The organism is Hydrophilobacter chitinilyticus, from assembly GCF_049860745.1.
Lineage (GTDB): Bacteria > Pseudomonadota > Gammaproteobacteria > Burkholderiales > Burkholderiaceae_C > Rhodoferax_B.
The window spans coordinates 6,020,260-6,039,104 of record NZ_CP187561.1 but is presented as its reverse complement, the minus strand read 5'-3'; the positions used below and the strand labels follow the sequence as shown (position 1 = coordinate 6,039,104).

At 63.7% G+C, this 18,845-nt stretch carries 16 protein-coding genes; 8 read left to right on the top strand and 8 right to left on the bottom strand.

Translation table 11 applies throughout. The features are described from left to right. Positions 1-111 precede the first annotated feature (111 nt). The 3 genes from ACPWMG_RS27030 to ACPWMG_RS27020 all read left to right on the top strand — a co-directional run bounded on the left by ACPWMG_RS27030 (position 112) and on the right by ACPWMG_RS27020 (position 3,550). Positions 112-1,128 (top strand): aldo/keto reductase, encoded by a 1,017-nt coding sequence (locus tag ACPWMG_RS27030; RefSeq protein ID WP_483302554.1) that lies wholly within the window; start codon positions 112-114, stop codon positions 1,126-1,128. Between the two features lie 8 nt (positions 1,129-1,136). After that, on the top strand, positions 1,137-1,967 hold the full coding sequence (locus ACPWMG_RS27025) for an amidohydrolase family protein (RefSeq protein ID WP_483302553.1): 831 nt from the start codon (positions 1,137-1,139) through the stop codon (positions 1,965-1,967). 83 nt (positions 1,968-2,050) lie between these two features. Then, on the top strand, positions 2,051-3,550 hold the full coding sequence (locus ACPWMG_RS27020; protein ID WP_483302552.1) for a M20 family metallopeptidase: 1,500 nt from the start codon (positions 2,051-2,053) through the stop codon (positions 3,548-3,550). A gap of 102 nt (positions 3,551-3,652) precedes the next feature. On the opposite strand, the gene ACPWMG_RS27015 is transcribed toward ACPWMG_RS27020, so the two are convergent. Further along, positions 3,653-4,138 carry a YidB family protein gene (locus tag ACPWMG_RS27015; protein ID WP_483302551.1) on the bottom strand — a complete coding sequence of 162 codons (486 nt, stop codon included), beginning with the start codon at positions 4,136-4,138 and terminating at the stop codon, positions 3,653-3,655. A gap of 259 nt (positions 4,139-4,397) precedes the next feature. Between ACPWMG_RS27015 and hpaH the strand changes: the two genes are divergently transcribed. Then, positions 4,398-5,201, top strand: a complete 804-nt coding sequence (hpaH, locus tag ACPWMG_RS27010; RefSeq protein WP_483302550.1) for a 2-oxo-hept-4-ene-1,7-dioate hydratase — start codon at positions 4,398-4,400, stop codon at positions 5,199-5,201. Here the strand turns inward: hpaH and ACPWMG_RS27005 are convergent. Further along, positions 5,172-6,134, bottom strand: coding sequence for a LysR family transcriptional regulator (locus ACPWMG_RS27005; RefSeq protein WP_483302549.1), 963 nt, complete (start codon positions 6,132-6,134; stop codon positions 5,172-5,174). The two genes, hpaH and ACPWMG_RS27005, sit on opposite strands and share 30 nt — an antisense overlap. Before the next feature lie 120 nt (positions 6,135-6,254). On the opposite strand from ACPWMG_RS27005, the gene ACPWMG_RS27000 reads away from it, so the two are divergent. The 4 genes from ACPWMG_RS27000 (at position 6,255) to ACPWMG_RS26985 (ending at position 10,696) form a co-directional block, all read left to right on the top strand. Further along, on the top strand, positions 6,255-7,730 hold the full coding sequence (locus ACPWMG_RS27000; protein WP_483302548.1) for an aldehyde dehydrogenase family protein: 1,476 nt from the start codon (positions 6,255-6,257) through the stop codon (positions 7,728-7,730). Between the two features lie 71 nt (positions 7,731-7,801). Beyond that, positions 7,802-8,689 carry a DODA-type extradiol aromatic ring-opening family dioxygenase gene (locus tag ACPWMG_RS26995; protein ID WP_483302547.1) on the top strand — a complete coding sequence of 296 codons (888 nt, stop codon included), beginning with the start codon at positions 7,802-7,804 and terminating at the stop codon, positions 8,687-8,689. Further along, on the top strand, positions 8,686-9,642 hold the full coding sequence (locus ACPWMG_RS26990; RefSeq protein WP_483302546.1) for a fumarylacetoacetate hydrolase family protein: 957 nt from the start codon (positions 8,686-8,688) through the stop codon (positions 9,640-9,642). The genes ACPWMG_RS26995 and ACPWMG_RS26990 overlap by 4 nt, the downstream gene beginning before the upstream one ends. Positions 9,643-9,700: 58 nt before the next feature. Next, the gene (locus ACPWMG_RS26985) at positions 9,701-10,696 is read left to right on the top strand and encodes a Bug family tripartite tricarboxylate transporter substrate binding protein (RefSeq protein WP_483302545.1); all 996 of its coding nucleotides are present in this window, start codon (positions 9,701-9,703) and stop codon (positions 10,694-10,696) included. Here ACPWMG_RS26985 and ACPWMG_RS26980 read toward each other — a convergent pair. Genes ACPWMG_RS26980 through ACPWMG_RS26955 form a run of 6 tightly spaced genes read right to left on the bottom strand, consistent with a single transcriptional unit; the run spans position 10,680 to position 18,837 of the window. Then, positions 10,680-11,852 (bottom strand): MFS transporter, encoded by a 1,173-nt coding sequence (locus ACPWMG_RS26980; RefSeq protein ID WP_483302544.1) that lies wholly within the window; start codon positions 11,850-11,852, stop codon positions 10,680-10,682. The genes ACPWMG_RS26985 and ACPWMG_RS26980 overlap by 17 nt on opposite strands. A 20-nt stretch (positions 11,853-11,872) precedes the next feature. Further along, a complete protein-coding gene (locus tag ACPWMG_RS26975) occupies positions 11,873-13,045 on the bottom strand; it encodes a hypothetical protein (RefSeq protein ID WP_483302543.1) in 1,173 nt (390 codons plus the stop codon). 27 nt (positions 13,046-13,072) lie between these two features. Further along, positions 13,073-15,901, bottom strand: a complete 2,829-nt coding sequence (locus tag ACPWMG_RS26970; RefSeq protein ID WP_483302542.1) for an ATP-binding protein — start codon at positions 15,899-15,901, stop codon at positions 13,073-13,075. Positions 15,902-15,904: 3 nt separating this feature from the next. Beyond that, positions 15,905-16,594 (bottom strand): hypothetical protein, encoded by a 690-nt coding sequence (locus tag ACPWMG_RS26965; protein ID WP_483302541.1) that lies wholly within the window; start codon positions 16,592-16,594, stop codon positions 15,905-15,907. Between the two features lie 3 nt (positions 16,595-16,597). Continuing rightward, on the bottom strand, positions 16,598-18,061 hold the full coding sequence (locus tag ACPWMG_RS26960; protein ID WP_483302540.1) for a hypothetical protein: 1,464 nt from the start codon (positions 18,059-18,061) through the stop codon (positions 16,598-16,600). Positions 18,062-18,075: 14 nt separating this feature from the next. Continuing rightward, a complete protein-coding gene (locus tag ACPWMG_RS26955; RefSeq protein WP_483302539.1) occupies positions 18,076-18,837 on the bottom strand; it encodes a 16S rRNA (uracil(1498)-N(3))-methyltransferase in 762 nt (253 codons plus the stop codon). Between the last annotated feature and the right edge of the window lie 8 nt (positions 18,838-18,845).

Sequence of the window (18,845 nt, the reverse complement as noted above, 5' to 3'; positions counted from 1 at the left end):
CTACTGTTGACGCACTGACATGTTAGTCCTACTATAAGTTACAGAAATCGAACCAAAATCCGTGAAAACCCGAACCGATACGCTGCCCTCTCATGGCAACGTGCCGCACACATGAACACCCAAAACTCTCGCTTCTGCACCACCTTGAGTGGGCTGCCGCTGGGCCTGGGCGGCGCGCCGCTGGGCAATCTTTTCACCGCCATTTCAGACGCCGCCGCGCAGACCCTGGTGGGTGCCGCGCTGCGCGATGGCTGCGCCACTTTCGACACCGCGCCGCACTACGGCAATGGCCTGAGCGAACACCGCATGGGCCGCGCCTTGCGTGCTGTGCCGCGCGAAACCTTTGTGCTGTCCACCAAGGTGGGCCGCATCCTGGTGGCGGATGAACATGCGCCGCGCGAGCAAAACAGCTATGTCGACGTATTGCCCTTTGTGCAGCGCTGGGATTTCTCGGCCGCAGGCATGCGCCGCAGTGTGGAAGATAGCCTGCAGCGCCTGGGCCTGGCGCGGCTCGACGTGGTCTACATCCACGACTGCGACCGCGTGACCCACGGCGACGCCTACCCCCAAGTGCTGGCGCAAGTGGTGGCCGAGGCGCTGCCCGAGCTGCACCGCATGCAGGCCGAGGGCCTGGTGCGCCACATTGGCCTGGGAGTGAACGACGTGCAGGTGTGCCTGGACGTGTTGGCCCAAGCGGATCTGGATGTGCTGATGCTGGCCGGCCGCTACAGTCTGCTAGACCACAGCGGGCTCGACAAGTTGTTGCCGCTGTGTGCCGAGCGCGGCGTGCGCATCGCGCTTGCTGGCGCCTACAACTCGGGCATCTTGGCGACGGGGGTGTCGGGTGGCCAGGCGGCACGCTTCAATTACGCGCCCGCCGCGCAGGAGTGGATCACGCGCACCGCAGCCATAGAGAAGGCGTGTGCCGAATTTGCTGTGCCATTGCGCGCCGCCGCGCTGCAGTTTCCGCTGGCGCACCCGGCCGTCGAGATCGTCATTGCTGGCCCGCAAACCGTGGCGCATTGGGACGATGCTGTCGCCATGATGGGTCACCCCATTCCGGCCGCGTTCTGGCAGGCGCTGCGCCAACAACATTTGATTCCCGACCACGCGCCCACGCCTGTATAAGCTTCCACATGATCGACGCCCACTTCCATCTTTGGCAGCTTGACCGTGGCGACTACGGCTGGCTCACACCCGCGCTGGCGCCCATCTACCGCGATGTGAACATCGACCACTGGCGCGCCGAGAGCCGCCCCTGCGGCATCTCTGGCGGTGTGGTGGTGCAAGCCGCGCCGACAGAAGCTGAAACGCTGTTTTTGCTTGACCAGGCGCGCAACGCTCCCGATGTGTTGGGTGTGGTGGGCTGGCTGGACTTGCTGGCGCCCACGGCGTCGGCACGCATCGCCGCGTTATCGCTCTCGGCCCCCAAGCTCAAAGGCTTGCGGCCGATGCTGCAAGACATTGCCGACCCCGACTGGATTTTGCAGCCCGCCTTGGCGCCCGCGCTGGAGACCATGGCCGCTTGCGGGCTGGTGTTCGATGCACTGGTCAAGCCCGTGCATTTGCCGCGCATCGTGCAGCTCGCCAAGCGCCACCCCAACCTGCGCATCGTTATCGACCATGGCGCCAAACCGGACATCGCGCAGGGCCAATGGCAGCCCTGGGCTGACGGCCTGGCGCAGATCGCACGCGACACCCGCGCGGTGTGCAAACTCTCCGGCCTGTGGACCGAAGCCGCGCCTGCGGACGCCCACGGCGACGGCGCAGTGCTGCAACGCTACGGCCAATGGGTGCTCGACACCTTTGGCCCCGAGCGTTGCCTGTGGGGCAGCGACTGGCCGGTGCTGGAGCTGGCGGGCGATTACGCGCGCTGGCTGGCGTTGGCGCGCAGTTGGGTGCCGCAGGAGCATCAAGCGCGCGTGTTTGGCGGTACGGCAACCGAGGTTTACCGACTACAGCGCTGAGGCAATATCCCCGGCATTGGTTTTGTAGGGGCCTTGGTCTAGACTGGTGGGATTCGCCCCAGCAGCCCTAGAGGAGCCCCCACATGAATGCCCGTGTTCCCAATCTACCCGCCTCTGGCCTGAACGCCGAACAGGCGCTCAGCCAAGTCACCCGCCAATGGGACGACGTGCTCGTTCCTGAGCTCACGCGCTACATCGAGGTGCCATCCAAGTCCCCGATGTTCGACAAGGACTGGGCAGCCAACGGCTACCTAGAAACCGTGCTGCGCAACGCCGCCACGTGGGTCGAGGCGCAAAAGGTCGAAGGGCTGAAGCTGGAGATCGTGCGCATCGAAGGCCGGACCCCGGTGCTGTTCTTCGAAGTGGCCGCGCACCAAAGCCAAACCACCGAGACCGTGCTGATGTACGGCCACCTCGACAAACAACCCGAGTTCACCGGCTGGCGCAACGACCTGGGCCCGTGGACGCCCAAGTACGAAGACGGCAAACTGTTTGGCCGTGGCGGCGCCGATGATGGTTATGCGGTCTACGCGTCCATCACCGCCATCCAGGCGCTGAAGGCGCAAAACGTGCCCCACCCGCGCATCGTCGGCCTGATCGAAACCTGCGAAGAAAGTGGCTCATACGACCTGCTGCCCTATGTGGACGCACTGCGCACGCGCCTGGGCGATGTGGCGCTGGTGATCTGCCTCGATTCAGGCGCCGGCAACTACGACCAACTGTGGCTCACCAGCAGCCTGCGCGGCATGGCCAGCGGTGTGCTGAAGGTCGAAATCTTGACCGAAGGTGTGCACTCGGGCGACGCCAGCGGCCTGGTGCCGTCGAGCTTTCGCATCATGCGCCAGGTGCTTGACCGCCTGGAAGACAGCGCCACCGGCCGCCTGCTGCCCGCCAGCTTTCACTGCGAAGTGCCGGCCGACCGCCTGGCCCAAGCCAAAGCCACCGCAGCCATCCTGGGTGATGAAATCTACAAGCGCTTTCCGTGGGCGCATTACGACTGCGGCGGCAGCACCACCTTTGCGCTGCCCACCACCACCGAGCCGGTGCAAGCCCTGCTGAACCGCACCTGGACACCCACGCTGAGTGTGACCGGCGCCGATGGTTTCTCGGAAATCAAGAACGCCGGCAACGTGCTGCGCCCCTACACCGCCTTCAAGCTCAGCCTGCGCCTGCCCCCGCTGGTGGAGGCCGAAGGCGCCGTGCAGCAACTCAAAGCCCTGCTGGAAGACAACGCACCCTACCAAGCCAAGGTCACCTTTGAAGCCCAAGGCGCCGCCACCGGTTGGAACGCCCCCAGCACCGCACCGTGGTTCGAGCAAGCGCTGCAAGAAGCCTCGCAAGCGCACTTTGGCGCGGGCTGCGGTTACATCGGCCAGGGTGGCACCATTCCGCTGATGAACATGTTGTCCAAGGGCTTTCCCAAGGCGCAGATGATGGTGTGTGGTGTGTTGGGCCCCAAGAGCAACGCCCATGGCCCCAACGAATTCCTGCACGTGCCCTACGCCAAGAAACTCACCGCTGCTGTGGCTCACGTCATGAGCCGCATGGCCCAAGGTACGGTGCCCGCCGAAGCTACCGTTTAAGCTTCAACACCCCAAGCAAAAAGCCGGTTTGCGTGGTGCAAACCGGCTTTTGTGTTTTGAAGCCAAATCGCCCTTTCAGGCAGTTTGGCTAAGCGCAAGGTGCTACTTTTGCTGTAGCAGTCCGCCCAGCATGCCAAACAGGTCTTGGTGCTCACCCAAACCTTGCGCTGGCGCTGCACCTTGTGGCGTGAGCTTGTCGATCAGCCCTGGCAGCACTTGCGACAGTTGGCCTGCGGCTTCGCCAGGTTGCATGCCCAGTTGGGCGGCAATGTTCGACAAAGTATCTTGCCCCAGCACTTGGCCGAGTTGGTCGCCCGAGATGGCGTGGTTTTGACCACTGCCCACCCACGAGCCGATCACGTCGCCCATGCCGGCTTGCTGGAACTTCTCCATCAAACCGCCCAGGCCACCTTGGCTGCCGTTGTTGGCCAGCATGCTGGTGACCACCTGGATGAGTTGTGGGTTGCTGGCGAGCACGCCCAGCAAACCCCCCAAGCCGCCCAGGCCAGCGGCCGCGCCAGCTTGACCTTGATTAGGCGATTGCCCGTTGTTCATGACGGCGCCGAGTACGGAATCGAGTAAACCCATGATGATGCTTCCTAAAAGGTGGCTGGCGTAGCACCAGCGAAACACAGAGCCCTGGTATCTGGTAACCGGGCGGGCTGCGCATTATGGGCGGGCCTTGGCTGGGTGAACGGCTCATTTTGTAACCCTGTGCACACGCACCCATGATCGTGATTTAGTGCCCCATTGTGAAGAGCCGCTAAGCAGTTCACCAATATCTATCGCTTGTAGTGGCGGGCAGTGGATTGCACACTCGGCCGAAATCTAAAACCAGGAGACCGGTATGCTGACCCCCGACCAACACCAGGCGCTGGCGCGCGAGCTGCACCAGGCCGAAAAAACACGCGTGCAGGTAGAGCATTTCTCCATACGTTACCCGGCGATGGAGATGGCCGACAGCTACGCCATCCAACGCGCCTGGGTGCAAATCAAGCTGAGTGAGGGCCGCAAAATCCTCGGCCACAAAATCGGCCTGACCTCGCGCGCGATGCAAATCTCGTCGCAGATCACCGAACCCGACTACGGCGCGCTGACCGACGACATGCTATTTCCCGAGGGCGCCGACATCCCGCTGCAACGCTTCATCCTGCCGCGTGTCGAGGTGGAGCTGGCCTTCATCCTCGGCAAACCTTTGCGCGGTCCAGGCGTGACCATCTTCGACGTGCTGGCCGCCACCGACTACGTGGTGCCCGCCATCGAGATCATCGACGCGCGCATCGAACAACTCGACCGCGTGACCAAGGCCCCACGCAAAGTGCTCGACACCATTGCCGACAACGCGGCCAACGCCGGCATCGTGCTCGGTGGCCGCCCGGTCAAGCCCGATGCGGTCGACTTGCGCTGGAGCGGCGCGTTGCTCTACAAAAATGGTGTCATCGAAGAAAGCGGCTTGGCGGCAGCGGTGCTCAACCACCCGGCCAACGGCGTGGCCTGGCTGGCCAACAAGCTCGCCCCGCACGATGAAGGCTTGGCCGCTGGCGAAGTGGTGCTGGGCGGCTCGTTCACACGGCCCGTGGCAGGCGCGGCGGGCGACACCTTCCACGCCGACTATGGCCCGCTAGGCGCCATTGCGTTTCGGTTTGTTTGAGCGTGCGGCGGCGGGGCTTTTGATAGCCGTTTGAATCGCCGTGAAGTGCGCCGCCAAGTACTCCGCAAACCCCTCCGCCGCCGGTGCGCTGGCACGGCGTGTGGCCCGGTACAAACACACTTGGCGCATCACCTCGGGGTCGGTGATGCTGCGCTTTACCAGGCCGAGCGGTTTGGCCAGCGCCTCCACATAGGCGGGTGACAAGGTGGCGGCCAGGTCGGCGGCCGCCATGCCCAAGGCGGTGGAGATGTTGTCCACCACGTCAATCGGCGTGATGCGTTCGTTGCCGGGCAGCGCTTCGTGCATTTGCGCCACGCTGCGTTCGTGGTCGCGGCCGGCGGCCACCAGCGGGTGGGCGCGCAACTCGGCCCAGGTCACGCTGCGTTTTTTGGCTAGCGGATGGCTGGGGGCACACCACATCACCCATGGGCTGTTGAACAGCGCGATGCGCTCCACATCGTCGCCCACGGCGCGGTCGGGGCCCATGGCCAGGTCGGCGTCGCCGCTGGCCACGGCGTCCACCAGCCGGTCTACCGGCACGTCGCGGATGTGCACACGCACCTTGGGCCGGGTGCTGCCGTAGGCCTTGATCACCGGCGGCAAGATCACGCTGGCCACCACCAGGGGCGCTGCAATGCGCACGATGCCGGCGGCCCGGTTGCGCACGTCTTCAGCGGCCGACTGCGCCAGGCGCAGGTGCTTCAACACTGAGTCGGCCGATGCCAAAAACTCGCGCCCGGCACTGGAGATTTCCACCCGCCGTGTGCTGCGGTCAAACAGTTTGAAGTCGAGTGTGGATTCCAGCTCGTTGATCAATTGGCTCACGGCCGAGGGGCTGAGCGCCAGGCGGTCGGCGGCGTCGGTGAAGCTGCGCATTTCGGCCACGGCTTCGAAGGCTTCGAGCTGGCGCGAGGTGAACCGGGGGAGTGACATGGCGAAATGTGGGTTCTGGCTGATTGATAAGCAAGTCTTCACAGTACACCAAAATTTATCGTTTGTTGCACAGCAAAGGGCCGCGCACACTCCGGTCGAAAAATGATTGGAGACATCCCTTTGAGCACAGACCAACTTCACGTTGCAGGTTTTCCTGTTTCGCCGCACCACTACATCAACGGCGAGCGCGTCGCCTCCAAGGTGTTGTTCGACCTGCACTGCCCCATCGACCAAAGCCTGCTGGGCCGCATCAGCGAAGGCACGGCGGAGCATGTGGACGCCGCCATTCGAGCCGCACAAGCCGCCTTCCCCGCCTGGGCCGCGCTCACGGCGGCCGAGCGCAAACCTTATCTCGACCGCTTCGCCGCAGAGATAGGCAAACGCGCTGAAGCCTTTTGCCAGGTCGAATCCAACGACGCCGGCATTTTGTTGTCGCGCATGAAACACGGCGTGGTGCCGCGCGCCATGCTCAACCTCACCTGGTTTGCTGAGCACGCGCTGACGCTGCAAGACCGCCCCATCGAAACCGACCAGGCCACACACCTGGTGCGGCACGATCCAGCCGGTGTGGTGGTCATCATCACGCCGTGGAATTCGCCGCTGATGCTGGCCACGTGGAAGCTCGGCCCGGCGCTGGCGGCCGGCAACACCGTCATCGTCAAGCCGCCCGAATGGGCGCCGCTCACCAGCAGCCTGCTGGCCGATTGCGCGCACGCCGCCGGGCTGCCGCCGGGCGTGTTCAACATCGTGCAAGGCAGCGGTGCGGGCACGGGTGCCAAGCTGGTGAGCGACCCGCGCTTGGCGCGCATCTCGTTCACCGGCTCGGTGCCGACGGCCAAGTGGATCGCGCAGGCGGCGGGCGCCAACCTCGTGCCCTGCAGCCTGGAGCTGGGCGGCAAGTCGCCGTTCATCGTGCTGGAAGATGCCGACCTCGACAACGCCGCCGCTACCGGCGCGCTGATGTATCGCAACGCCGGCCAGGTCTGTTTGGCGGGCACGCGTTTCCTCGTGCACCACAAGGTGCGTGATGCCTTTGTGGCGGCCATGCGCGGCTATGTGGAAAAGCTTAACGTGGGAGACCCGCGAGATGAGGCCACCGAGGTCGGCCCCATCATCCACCCGCGCCAGGTCGAACGTGTGCAGGGCTTTGTGCAGCGCGCTGTGGCCGCTGGCGCCCAACTGCTGTGGGGCGGCGCACAGCACCCGTTTGGCGCGCAGTACTACGCGCCCACCATGCTCACCCACCTGCAGCAGAACAGCGAGATCGTGCAAAACGAAGTCTTCGGCCCGGTGCTCACGCTGCAAACCTTTGCAGACGATGCCGAGGCCATCGCCCTGGCCAACGGCACCGACTACGGTTTGGGGGGCGTGGTCTACGGCGACACCGCGCACGCCACCGCCGTGGCCGAGCAGGTGCGCACGGGTTTCATCTGGGTCAACAGCTTTGGCATCCGCGATTTGGCGGCGCCGTTTGGCGGCATCAAACGCTCGGGTGTGGGGCGCGAAGGCGGCGATTGGAGCTTTGAATTCTTTTGTGATGTGAAGGACGTGGTGGTGCCGAAAAAGCCCTTCAGGGCGAGCTTCAGTCACCGCTAAAAGGTCTTAAGAAAAAGAGGCTGCTGGCGCTTATGGAGAAAGCGCAGATAGCTATAAAACAAGGAGCAACCATGACAAACCCCCAAGGCCGCATCGTCGGCGGCGCCCTCGTCTCGCACCACCCCGGCCTGATGCAATGTGAAGAGTTTCGCCGCCTCATGGGCGCGGGCGAAGACTCGGACTTGATCCCCGGCTACGCGCGGTTGCGCGCCAAGATCACGGCCGCAAAGCCCGACGTCATCATCATCTTCGACAGCCACTGGTTCACCACCGGCTACCACCTGGTGGACGGCGCCGCGCGCTACGAGGGCACCTACATCTCGGAAGAAATGCCTTGGTATTTGCACGGTGTGCCCTACGCCTACCGTGGCCACCCGGCGCTGGCGCTGGCCATTGAAGAAGCCTCGCGTGCACGCGGCGGCTACAACCGCGTCATCAACAACCCGGCACTGGGCAAGCAATACGCCACCATCAACCTGGTGAAGCAGTTGCGGCTGGAGCTGGCCGACGTGCCGGTGGTTACCGTCAGCTCCTGCCAGAACTGCGATTGGCCGCACTTTGTGCAGTCGGGCGAGGCGATTGCCGAGGCGGTGCGCAGCAGTGGTTTACGCGTGGTGTTACTGGCCTCGGGCGCGTTGAGCCACAAGTTCAACGCCATCGACTGGAAGCCGAACCACCCGCGCATCTTTCACGAGAGCAACGTCTCGCGCCCGGAAAACATCGCCAGCGACAAAGCCGCGATTGAACTCTTCAAACAAGGTCGGCACGACACGGTGTTGGAGCGCTGGGACGACGACTACCGCAAGAAGCCGTGGGAGGCTTTTGGCGCGCATTACTTGCAGATGGTGGGCGCCATGGGGGGCGCAGCTTGCCGCGCCAAAGGTGAGGCCTTGTCTGCCTATGAGAACGCCCGTGGCACAGGCAACATCCACATGTGGTTTGACGCGGAGTCTGTATGAACTTTGAATTTCCGATCCAAGCATTGCCAGCCGTGATGCATGGCCCGCGTGTCGAGCGCCGCCGTGTGCTGGTGGGCGGTAGCGTTGCCTGGGGCACCATCATCGAAGACGGCCCGCAGCAAGGCCAATTGCGGTTAGATGACGCGCGCGTGGTTGATCCAGCCGATGTGCAGCACTTGCCACCCGTCACCCCCAGCAAGATCATCGCCGTGCACATCTCCTACAGCTCGCGCAGCTTCGAGACACGCAACGCGCCCAAGCCGAGCGAAACACCCACCTACTTCACCAAGCCGCCCACCTCGCTCAACGGCCACGGTTGCGAAATCTTGAAGCCGGCCGACAGCCTGTACCTGAACTACGAAGGCGAATACGCCGTGGTCATTGGCAAGACCTGCCGCAACGTGTTGCCCGATGAAGCCTGGGACTACATCGAAGGCTTTTGCCCGGCCCTCGACATGGGCCTGCAAAACTACCGCGACACCGACCAAGGCAGCATGCTGCGCGTGAAAGGGGCGGACACCTTGCTGCCCATCGGCCCCGGCATCGTGCGCGGCGTCAACCTGTTCGCGCAAACCTTGCGCACCTACCGCAACGGCCTGGTGGTGCAAGAAGCGCACATCGGCGACGAGACCATCTGGGGCCCGCACTACGTGATTGCCGACATCGCGCGCCACATCACGTTGGTGCCGGGTGATGTGATCTTGATGGGCACGCCGTGCCACTCGCGCTCGGTGGACCCGGGTGATGTGGTCGAGTGCGAGATCACCGGTCTGGGGCGTTTGAGCGGCACGGTGGTGGCGATTCCCGCACCGCGCGCTTCGGCCTTGGGTGTGGGCCACCAGCCGAACGACAGCCCCGAAGTGCGGCGCGTGGCCTTTGGTTTTGATGAGCGGGTTCCGGAGCATTTCAAAGCCAACTACCGGGCCGCGGCTGGGGGCAAAATAACGCCTTAAACGTTTTTATATATAACGTTTTGCTTTCGCCACTGACCAAAATACAGGAGACAAAACCATGGCCCCTAGCCTTCATATTCAACGTCGTTCCCTGCTGCAGCTTGCTGCTGCAACGGCTGCCACCAGCCTGCCACTGCTGGGCCGTGCCCAGAGCATCGACAACGCCAAAATCCTCACCGGCTTTGCCGCTGGTGGTACGGTCGACACCCTGGCCCGCCGCGTCGCCACCCAACTGGCTGGTGGCTACGCCAGGTCGGCGGTGGTCGACACGCGCACCGGCGCCGGTGGCCAGATCGCCATCTCGCTGCTAAAGACCTCGGCCCCCGACGGCGCCACGCTGCTGGTCACACCGATGTCGATGCTGGGCATCTACCCGCACACCTACAAAAAGCTGCCTTACGACCCGGTGGCCGACCTCACGCCGGTGTCGATGGGCGTGGTGTTCGACATGGGTTTTGCCGTGGGGCCCCAAGTGCCCGCCTCGGTGAAAACCGTGCCCGAGTTTTTGGAGTGGTGCAAAGCCAACCCTACCAACGCCAACTTCGGTTCCCCCGCCCCAGGTTCGGTGCCGCACTTTGTGGGCGAGCTGATCGGCCGCTCCGCCAAGGTCGAGTTGCGCCACATTGGTTTCCGTGGATCGCAACCCGCCATCCTGGACATGCTGGGCGGGCAGATTGCTGCCGTGTCAGCGCCTGTGGGTGAGTTCTTGCCGCACCTGAGCGGCGGCAAGGCGCGGCTATTGGCCACCTCGGGCGCTACCCGTAGCAAGTTCTCGCCCGGCACCGGCACGCTGGTCGAGCAAGGGCTGAATGGCCTGGTCTACAACGAATGGTTTGGCTTCTACCTGCCCGGCAAGGCCGCACCCGACGTGGTGCAACGCGCCAACGCCGCCGTGCGCAAGGCACTGACCGACAAAGAAACGATTGACGGCTTGGCCGCCATGGGCCTGGAAGTGAAATCGTCCACCCCTGAAGAACTGGCCACCACGCTGAAGGCCGACACCGAGCGCTGGGGCCCGATCGTCAAGGCGATCGGGTTTACGGCCGAGTCTTGAGTTGATGCTGCTGCAGCACCAGCCACACCAGGCTGGCGCCTGCCAGCAGCACCGGAGCCAACGAACTCAGGTTCAACCAGTTCCAGCCTTGGGTGGTCACCAAGACTCCTGAGGCCAATGAACTCAGTGCCAGTGTGGCAAACACCAGAAAATTCAACAGGCCCTGTGCCTTGTCGCGTTCTTCAGGCCGGTAGGCCTGCATCGACAAGGTGGTGCTGCCGGTGAACACAAAATTCCAGCCCAGTCCCAACAGAAACAGCGCAACGCCGAACTGATGCAGCTCTTGCCCGCCTAACGCGACCGCAATGCAGCCGAGGTAAAGCAACACCCCTACGGCCATGACCTGCAGTGTGCCAAAACGGCGTATCAAATGGCCGGTGAAAAAGCCTGGCGCAAACATGCCAATCACATGCCATTCGAGCACCAGGGCCGCATCGCGAAATGGCAAGCCACAGACTTGCATGGCAATCGGTGTGGAGGCCATCAGCAGATTCATCACCCCATAGCCCAAGGCGCCAGTGAGTGCTGCGACGATGAACACGGGCTGGCGTGCAATCTCTTTCAACGAACGTGCACCCGCGCTGGCCGCCTTGGCTGCGACCGGCGGGAATTGGATACCACTGAGCACCAGCATCGACAGCAAGCCGATGCCGGCCAACGCCAGGTAGGCTGCCGCAAAAGGCTGCGGCAGCCAGTCACGTGTGAGATGCGCCAGGTTCGGCCCCGCCACCGCGCCAAGCAGGCCACCCGCCATCACCAATGAAACGGCCTTTTCGCGTGCCGCTGGTGCGCTTAACTCCCCGGCGGCAAAGCGGTACAGCCCGGCATTGGCGTTGTAATAGCCCGCCACCACGGTGGCCGTGCACAGCAGCCAGAAGCTGCCGATATGGACGGCCAGCAGGCATAACAATGCCGACACGACCGCCACCACCAAGCCCATTTGAAACGAAGCCTTGCGGCCCCAACGCGCCTGGGTACGCGCCACCAAGCCAGTGCTCAGTGCGCCACCCACCACGTAGCCCATCACCGGCAAGGTGGCCATCCACCCGCGGGGTGCCAGGCTCAAACCCACCAGCCCGTTGATGGCAATGAACGTGACGTTGTTGGTGAGAAAGAGTCCCTGGCAGAGCGCCAGGAGCCATAGGTTGCGGTTCATGTCGGGATCTTATGCCGTTGTCAGAGCCAGCCTTCCTGCTCGGCTTTGCAGTTTTGATTGGAGAGAAATTCGCACAACATCTTCAGGTCGGCAGGCAGATCGCTGCGCAGCTTCAAGCGCTCTAGGGTTTGTTGGTCGTAAAGATTCAGTGGTGTGGTTTTTGCGTTCTGCCAATGCACCGGAGCCATGTTTTCGCTCTGCCGAGGCAAGCCTCGTTGTCTCCATAACTCACCAGCGGTGAGTGCGATTTCAATGCCTGCCGGGTCGGGGTCACAGCTGATTTCAGCAGGTGCCGGCGCTTGGTCTAGAAGCCAGCCCATCGCCGTGAGCCAATCTTGCGAGGGGCGGCCGGGAAGCCAGATAACGCAAGTTGACGGCGCGGCGTTGATGGCGTTGCGCTCAAAGCTTGCGCGATTTTCTAGTAGCCAGTAGTGAGTAGGGGCACGGGTCACAGCAAGCGGTGACGTAAAGCTTTTCGCCGGTAGGCAAACAAAGCCCAGCATGCCCACATCTGTCTGGCCTTTGGGGCCTTGCAGGCCTAATGCACCGCCAAGCCAAAGTACCGGCTGAAACCGTGCGATCCGTAAGTCTTCTAGCGAGAGGTTGGCTTCCAGCCAGTCCCATTCAGCTTTGCTGATGGCTTTGGTATGTGGCCGTGCAAAGAGTGAAAAGTCTTGACGTACTCCAAAGCGCTGCTCGGTTTCCCAGAGGCAAAGGCCGCGCAACAGTTCATGGCGGCTGCGCAAGGTGGCGAGAGGCAATTCGGTTTCCGTGCAACTTTCTGCCGCTGACGTTGCCCACGGAGCTTCGGCTGTCAGTGCTCGAAACTGTTGCTTCAGTTCCTGCCGTTCACTAGAGCGTTCGTCTGCAGACTGCACGCCGAATGCGCTTTGTAGACGGGGTAGATCGCGCCAAACTACGCGATCGTCCCACCACTGCGCATTTTTAAAAATTTGCTTGACCTGAACGACTCCCGTTTCAAGCAAGTTTTGCAGTAGTGCATGTGCCGTGTCGAGATGGTCTCTACCAGCCTTTTCCAACAGCGACTGCCAAGTGCGTTCATTGGCATGTGACTTCAACCATCGCTTCAGTACCTCGGCTTGTGCATTTGGCAAAGCCGGCACATTCGAAAATGGCTCTGCGGTTTGCCTTGAGCGGCGATTTCTACCTGTGGAAATGGTTTGCAGAGCCATACGCTTGGGATGAGTTTGGGATGAGTCTTACGCCGCCTTCAACTCCACCGGCCCGCGCCGCTTGGCTACCGCAATCGGTGGTGCCCAGCGTGAGTCTTTGGGTTTCTTGCTGGTGATGAGCGTGATCTCGGCGGGCTCGAACACTTCCAGGTTGTGCGTGATCGGCGTGGTCAGCACGTATTGCGCCTGGGTGGAGCGCAGGAAGTGGCCCACCAGTTGGATGTTGCGCACGTCCAGATGGGCAAAGGGTTCGTCGATGAAGACGAAGCCGCCTGAGGCGCTTTCTTCGTCTTTCAGCAAGCCCACCAGCAGGATCAGCGACTTGATCACCTGTTGGCCGCCCGAGGCTTCGCCGTCGTTCAGGCCGATGCTGCCCTTGCCGTCGAAGTTGAAGTGCACCTTCAGGCCGGCCTGGGCCAGCACGGTGTCTTCGTTCTCCAGCAACGGCAGCTCGGCGTTGACGTCGACACCCGCCAGCAAACCCAACTCCTGGATGTTCTTGCGGTAGCGGCGCACGGTGCTGCGCAGCACTTCGATGTAGCTCTCGCGCGCGTTCATCACGGCAATCGCGGCCTGCGCGTTCTTCGCTTTGTGGTCGTCGAGGTTGTAGCCTTGTTCGCGCACGGTGGTTTCCATGCGGCGGAAGCGTTCTTCCACGGTGGCGTCTTTTTCCCAGGTGTCGAGTTGCAGCTCGTCGTGCACCGACTGCAGGCGCAGACGTGCCTGGGTGGCGTTCAGGTATTGGCGCACCAGGTCTTGCACCTTCTCGGGCCGCAACCAGTGGGCCGGGAATTTTTGTCGCTGCAGACCCGAGGCATCCACATCGGCGCGGTGTTGCCCACGGCGTGTGGCCAGGTCCAGCGTGAGGCGGTCGATCTCTTGGTTTTTGCTGCGCTGGCTGTGTTCCAACTGGCGGTATTGGGTGTCTGCCTCTTGGTGGCGCGCTTTGGCGGCGGTGTAGGCGGTGTCCAGCGTTTGCCAGTGTTGGGCCGCCGCAATGCGCGCTTGTTTGGCGGCGGGCAGGGCAAGCTTTGCGGCGCTGAATTCGTCGTTGCGCTGGCCCAATTCCTGGGCGGCGCTGTGGCCGGCCAGGGACTGTTGGCAGTCCTTGATTTGCACACGAATTTCACGCAGCTCTTGGCCCAACGGGCCTAGTGCCGCGTCCAGGCTGCGCAGGTCGCGCTCCACGGCTTCGCGTCGGGCGATGAGAGCAGCGGCGCCGAATTGGTGGTCGCGTGGCTCGACCCACATCGAGCGTGCGCCACGCCCGTCGAAACTGTAGGCCTGCGGCGTGATCCAACTGCCGCTGGTTTTTCGGCCGGAGGCGGGGCTGTCCACACAGCGCAGGTTTTGCAGTTGCTGGATCAGCCAGCGTGGCACTTTGGCGTCGAAGCGGATGTGGGCCAGCAGGCTGTTGGCGTCGCCCGCTGGCGCCGTGTCGCCGGGCGCGGTGATGTAGTGGCGGTAGCGGTCGGCGCTGGCGATGGTGTCGGCGGCGTCGACGTCGCCCGCGTCTTCCAGCAGCACCGTCCAGCGCGAGGCGCGCAGCACACCTTCGATGGCGGCGCGCCAGTGTTCGTCGCGCACTTCCACCACTTCGGCCAGGAAACGGTGGGCGATGTTTTTGCCTTGCAGGCGCTGGCGCAGGCGGCGGGCGTCTTCCGGAATGGGTGGGGTGTTTTGGCCTTCCAGCGCAGCATGTGAAGCTGCAGCCAGCTCGCGCTTTTGCAGTAGCGCGCTATGCTTTTGCTGTAGCGCAGATTCTTGCGTGCGTAGCTTGTCGAGGTGTGCGGTCAGCGCTTCGGCGTCGCTCTCTTTGTCGACCAGGGCCAGCAGTTCGGCTTCGCGTTTGGCCAGGGCTTCGAGCGGGCGCTCCAGGTCGCGGGTGGTGTCGCGTTGGATAGCGGCGGCATCGCGCTCTTGCAGCAGTTGCGTGCTCTCTGTGTCGGCCTGGGTGCGGGCGTTGAGCAGGGCCAGCAGTTGTGCAGTTTGCGCAGCGCGCTCGGCCTTGTGGCTGGCGGCATGCTGGCGCTGGCGGCGTTGTTCCAGGCTGCGTTTCAGCAGGCCTTGGCGTTGGTCGTGCCATTCCAACACCGGCACCACTTCGGTGGACAGGCGCTCTTGCTCCTGCACTTTGTGCTGCCAGCTTTTGAAGTTGGCCACGCGGCTTTGCAGTTCGGCCAGTTGAGCCTTGCTGTGGTCCAGCTCGTGCTCGGCCTGGCCCATTTCGCGAGCCAGTTGCTGCTGGTGCTGGCGTGCGGTGTCGTAGTCGTTGAGCACGTCCTGGTCGCCAAACACGTCGAAGATCAGGCGCAGCAGTTCGCGTGGGCTGAACTCGCACAGGCGGTCGGTCTGGCCCTGCTCCAGCGACAACACCTTGCAGATGGCCGGCGACAAACCTGCCCCGGCGAGCACGCGGCCCCAGGCCTCCACGCCCATCAGGCCGAGGTCTTTGTCGGGCGTGTCGCGCAGTTGTTCGATGCTGGCATCGCCCTCCACCACCAGGTAGCGGCGCTGCCAGTCGCCGCCGTTGCGCTCGATGCGGCAAGCCAGCGTGACCTGGTCGCTGTACATCAATTGTTTGGCGAACGGGCGGCTGGAGGTCTGGCGGTTTTGCGCGCGGTTGTCGACCACGGCACGCAGCCAGGCGACGTTGGCGCCGGCGTGGCGCGCGTAGGTTTTGTAGTCGCGCGGCGCCGAGCACTTGAGGCCGAGCAGCGTGCGCATGGCGTCGAGCAGCGTGGTCTTGCCCGAGCCGTTGGGGCCGGCGATGGTGATGATGGAGGCGTCGAGCGGCAGGCTGACGCGTTGGCAGTAGTCCCAGTGGACGAGTTCTAGGCTTTGCAGGTGGAACATGGCTTAGGTCGTTGGGGCTGTATCGGATTCGGATGGGGTTTCAGGAGCGGGAGCTTCTGGTGGTGCCTCGGCGCGTTCGCGCAGCAGCACGTCGGCCAGCGCGCCGTCGAGGATGCGCGGGGCCAGGATGTCGTAGTCGAGCAAGACGTCGAGCAGCGGGCCTTCGGCGATGTCGTCGAGTTTGCGCACGATGAAGTTTTGCCGCTCCAGCAGCTTCAGGTTGACGTCGAGCCGGGTCTTTTTGCCAAGCTGCGGGCCGTAGTCTTCCAGCAGCGCTTTGTACGACAGCACGGGGCTCACGTCGCGCACGGCGGGCATGGGTTTGCTGCCGGCGAACATTTCGTTTTGCGGTACGTCGGGCTCGACACGGCTGGTCTGGCGTTCGCGTTTGGGCAGGATGATCAGCGCCCACAACACCACCAGCAGCGCCACGCCATCGCGCGGCAGCTCCATGTTGTTGTTGGCGTTGATGCCGGCCTCGCCCAGGATAGGGTTTTGCGCGGCGGGCAGCAGGGCCACGCTGACGTGGTCGGCGTAGATGTTGTCCATCCAGCGCAGGCCCACGTCGGCCAGGCGTTGCTCCACTTGGGCAAACAGTTCGGCGTTGACCAGGGCGCGTTTCACACGCGGGTGGGTGCGCGGCAGGAAGCGGCGCGTGAGGAGTTCGGCGATGAGCAGCGCGGCGTCGTCCATGATTTAGTTTTCTTTCTGCTCAGAAGGTGTTGGGGTTGCGCTGGCATCGGTTGTGGCAGGCGCTGCTTCTGGCGTAGCTTCAGGTGCGGTAGGTGTGCGCAGCGAGACCAGTTGGCCGGTGCTGATTTTTTCCAGCGCGGGGTGTTTGATGCGGCGCTGTTTGGCGTTCCACACCACGCGCCAGGGTTGGCGCGCCAGGTCGCCGGTGGCGCCTTGTAATTGCGTGGCCTGGGCGTCGCCCAGCAGTGGCAGCAACTGCGCTTTGTAGGCGATTTGGGCGTAGCGTGCGGTCTCGGGCAGGTCGCCCAACAAGGCGTCGGCCACGTCGTAAGACAGCACGGCGGGACTGTCGGCATCGGCGGCTTGGCTGGCTTGTTCGGCGGCGAGATCCCAACTGGCGAGGATGCTGGACAGCGCGCCCAATTCCAGCGGCAAGGCCACGGCGTGGAGGTTACCCTCGGGGGCGACTTGCGAGCTGGGCAATTCATCGGGCGCCAGGGCTTTGGGGCGGTCGCGTTCAAACTCGGCCTCAGCCACGTCGAGCAGTTCGTGCTGCAGCAGCATCGACGTGGCGGTGGCTTGGGCGAGCGCGTCGTCCAGCAAGGTGTGCGGCTTGGGCACCGTTTGCAGCCAACGTTTCACATCGGTGCTGGTGATGCCGGTGGTGCCCAGCGTGACCCGTTGCCGGTCAACCTGTTGCAGCGCACGGTTGAACTGGCTGGCCATGGCGAGCAGGCGCGATTGGGCCTGGCCCAAGGTGCGCGCGGCTTTTTCGAGCGCCAGGTGGCCGTGGGCGTTGCTGATGAGTGTGGTGATGGCGGTGGAGGCCTTGTCGATCAACGCGGCCGCGCGGTCGTAGCGTTTGCGCGCTTCGCGCAGGCGGAACTCGGAGCCGCTGGCGATGGCATCAGAAAACGCATCGTGCAGCCGGCCTAACTGAGCTTGCAGCATGCGCACCTGGCCGGCCTCTAGCGTGCCCAACTGTTCGGCGCCCAGCACCTGGCCCAGCAGACCGGCGAGTTCATCGTCATCGTCTTGGGGTTCGCGTGCCAACGGCGCGAGGATTTGCGACAACTGCTGCGCCAGCGGCGTGAGGCTGTAGCGGCGCTGGGTTTCGTCCCACAGCAGCAGTTGGGTGTCGCGGAATCGCTTGAACACGGTTTCCAACGCTTCGGGACGCACGGCGTAGAACAGCGTGTCGAGTTGCTCGCGGCTCAGGCTTTGTGCGTCTTGCGCCAGCAGCTCCATGAACACCCACACACGCAGGCGCACCAGGCCGGCGGGGCCGTGGAACAGCCCCTGCAGCGCGGTGAACAGCGGGCCCTGTTGCTCGATGCGCCAGGCCGAGGGGAATTCGGCCACGTCTTCGGTGTCGCGAAAGTAGCTCGCCAGGCTGGCGTCGGCGACGGAAATCGCTTCGGCGGGCCCGTCGTTTCCTTGGGGCCCGTCTAGATCATGCAGATTCATGTCGGAGTGGGTCTTTAACAAAGCAGCCGGGCCAGAGCGGCCAGCGGCGCGGTTTCAGAGCGCAAGACTTGGGCGCCCAGGGTGACGGGCGCAAAGCCTCGGCTGATGGCGAGTTCTTCTTCGGCTGCGCTCAGGCCGCCTTCGGGGCCGCTTAAAAACAGGACGGGGGCGTTATCAGCCAGCGGTGCCACCAGTTCACCCAGGCGTTGCGTGCCGGGGCGCAGCGAGAGCAGGCCGCGAGTGGTTGTCGACGTGGCCGGTTGTGCCTTGAGCCAGTCGCTTAGCGTGCCCATGTCGAACACCGGCGGCACCAGGTTGTGGCCCGACTGTTCACAGGCGGCGATGGCAACGCCGCGCCAGTGGTTGATCTTTTTCTCGGCACGTTCACCGCTCAGGCGCAGCACGCTGCGCTCGGTGAGCAAGGGTTGGATGCTGGCGACGCCGAGTTCGGTGGCTTTTTCGACCAGCCAGTCCATGCGGTCGTTGGCGGGCATGCCCACGGCCAGGTGCACCGGGCGTAGCGGGGCGTGGGTGGCAGGTTGGCGGGCGCCCACGCGCACCACCACGTCGCTGCGGCCCATGCGCTCGATGGTGGCCTCAAAGCTGTCGCCCGTCGCCTGATGTGCCAACTCTGCAGGCGCGCCAAAGCAGCTGTTGAACAGCGTGATGGTGTCGCCGGGCTGCAGCCGCAGCACCTGCACGTGGCGCGCGGCGCCGGGTGGCAGGTCGAGCGTGGCGTCCGTGGCCAGCGGGGCGGGACAGTAAAAACGGGGCATTTTTGCTA

What these genes read in the sequence shown, in the direction of transcription:
- ACPWMG_RS26960 (WP_483302540.1), bottom strand. Translation starts at nt 18,061, where the DNA reads ATGAATCTGCATGATCTAGACGGGCCCCAAGGAAACGACGGGCCCGCC.
- ACPWMG_RS26985 (WP_483302545.1), top strand. Translation starts at nt 9,701, where the DNA reads ATGGCCCCTAGCCTTCATATTCAACGTCGTTCCCTGCTGCAGCTTGCT.
- ACPWMG_RS27015 (WP_483302551.1), bottom strand. Translation starts at nt 4,138, where the DNA reads ATGGGTTTACTCGATTCCGTACTCGGCGCCGTCATGAACAACGGGCAA.
- ACPWMG_RS27025 (WP_483302553.1), top strand. Translation starts at nt 1,137, where the DNA reads ATGATCGACGCCCACTTCCATCTTTGGCAGCTTGACCGTGGCGACTAC.
- ACPWMG_RS27030 (WP_483302554.1), top strand. Translation starts at nt 112, where the DNA reads ATGAACACCCAAAACTCTCGCTTCTGCACCACCTTGAGTGGGCTGCCG.
- ACPWMG_RS26990 (WP_483302546.1), top strand. Translation starts at nt 8,686, where the DNA reads ATGAACTTTGAATTTCCGATCCAAGCATTGCCAGCCGTGATGCATGGC.
- ACPWMG_RS26970 (WP_483302542.1), bottom strand. Translation starts at nt 15,901, where the DNA reads ATGTTCCACCTGCAAAGCCTAGAACTCGTCCACTGGGACTACTGCCAA.
- ACPWMG_RS26955 (WP_483302539.1), bottom strand. Translation starts at nt 18,837, where the DNA reads ATGCCCCGTTTTTACTGTCCCGCCCCGCTGGCCACGGACGCCACGCTC.
- ACPWMG_RS26965 (WP_483302541.1), bottom strand. Translation starts at nt 16,594, where the DNA reads ATGGACGACGCCGCGCTGCTCATCGCCGAACTCCTCACGCGCCGCTTC.
- hpaH (WP_483302550.1), top strand. Translation starts at nt 4,398, where the DNA reads ATGCTGACCCCCGACCAACACCAGGCGCTGGCGCGCGAGCTGCACCAG.
- ACPWMG_RS26975 (WP_483302543.1), bottom strand. Translation starts at nt 13,045, where the DNA reads ATGGCTCTGCAAACCATTTCCACAGGTAGAAATCGCCGCTCAAGGCAA.
- ACPWMG_RS27005 (WP_483302549.1), bottom strand. Translation starts at nt 6,134, where the DNA reads ATGTCACTCCCCCGGTTCACCTCGCGCCAGCTCGAAGCCTTCGAAGCC.
- ACPWMG_RS26980 (WP_483302544.1), bottom strand. Translation starts at nt 11,852, where the DNA reads ATGAACCGCAACCTATGGCTCCTGGCGCTCTGCCAGGGACTCTTTCTC.
- ACPWMG_RS27020 (WP_483302552.1), top strand. Translation starts at nt 2,051, where the DNA reads ATGAATGCCCGTGTTCCCAATCTACCCGCCTCTGGCCTGAACGCCGAA.
- ACPWMG_RS26995 (WP_483302547.1), top strand. Translation starts at nt 7,802, where the DNA reads ATGACAAACCCCCAAGGCCGCATCGTCGGCGGCGCCCTCGTCTCGCAC.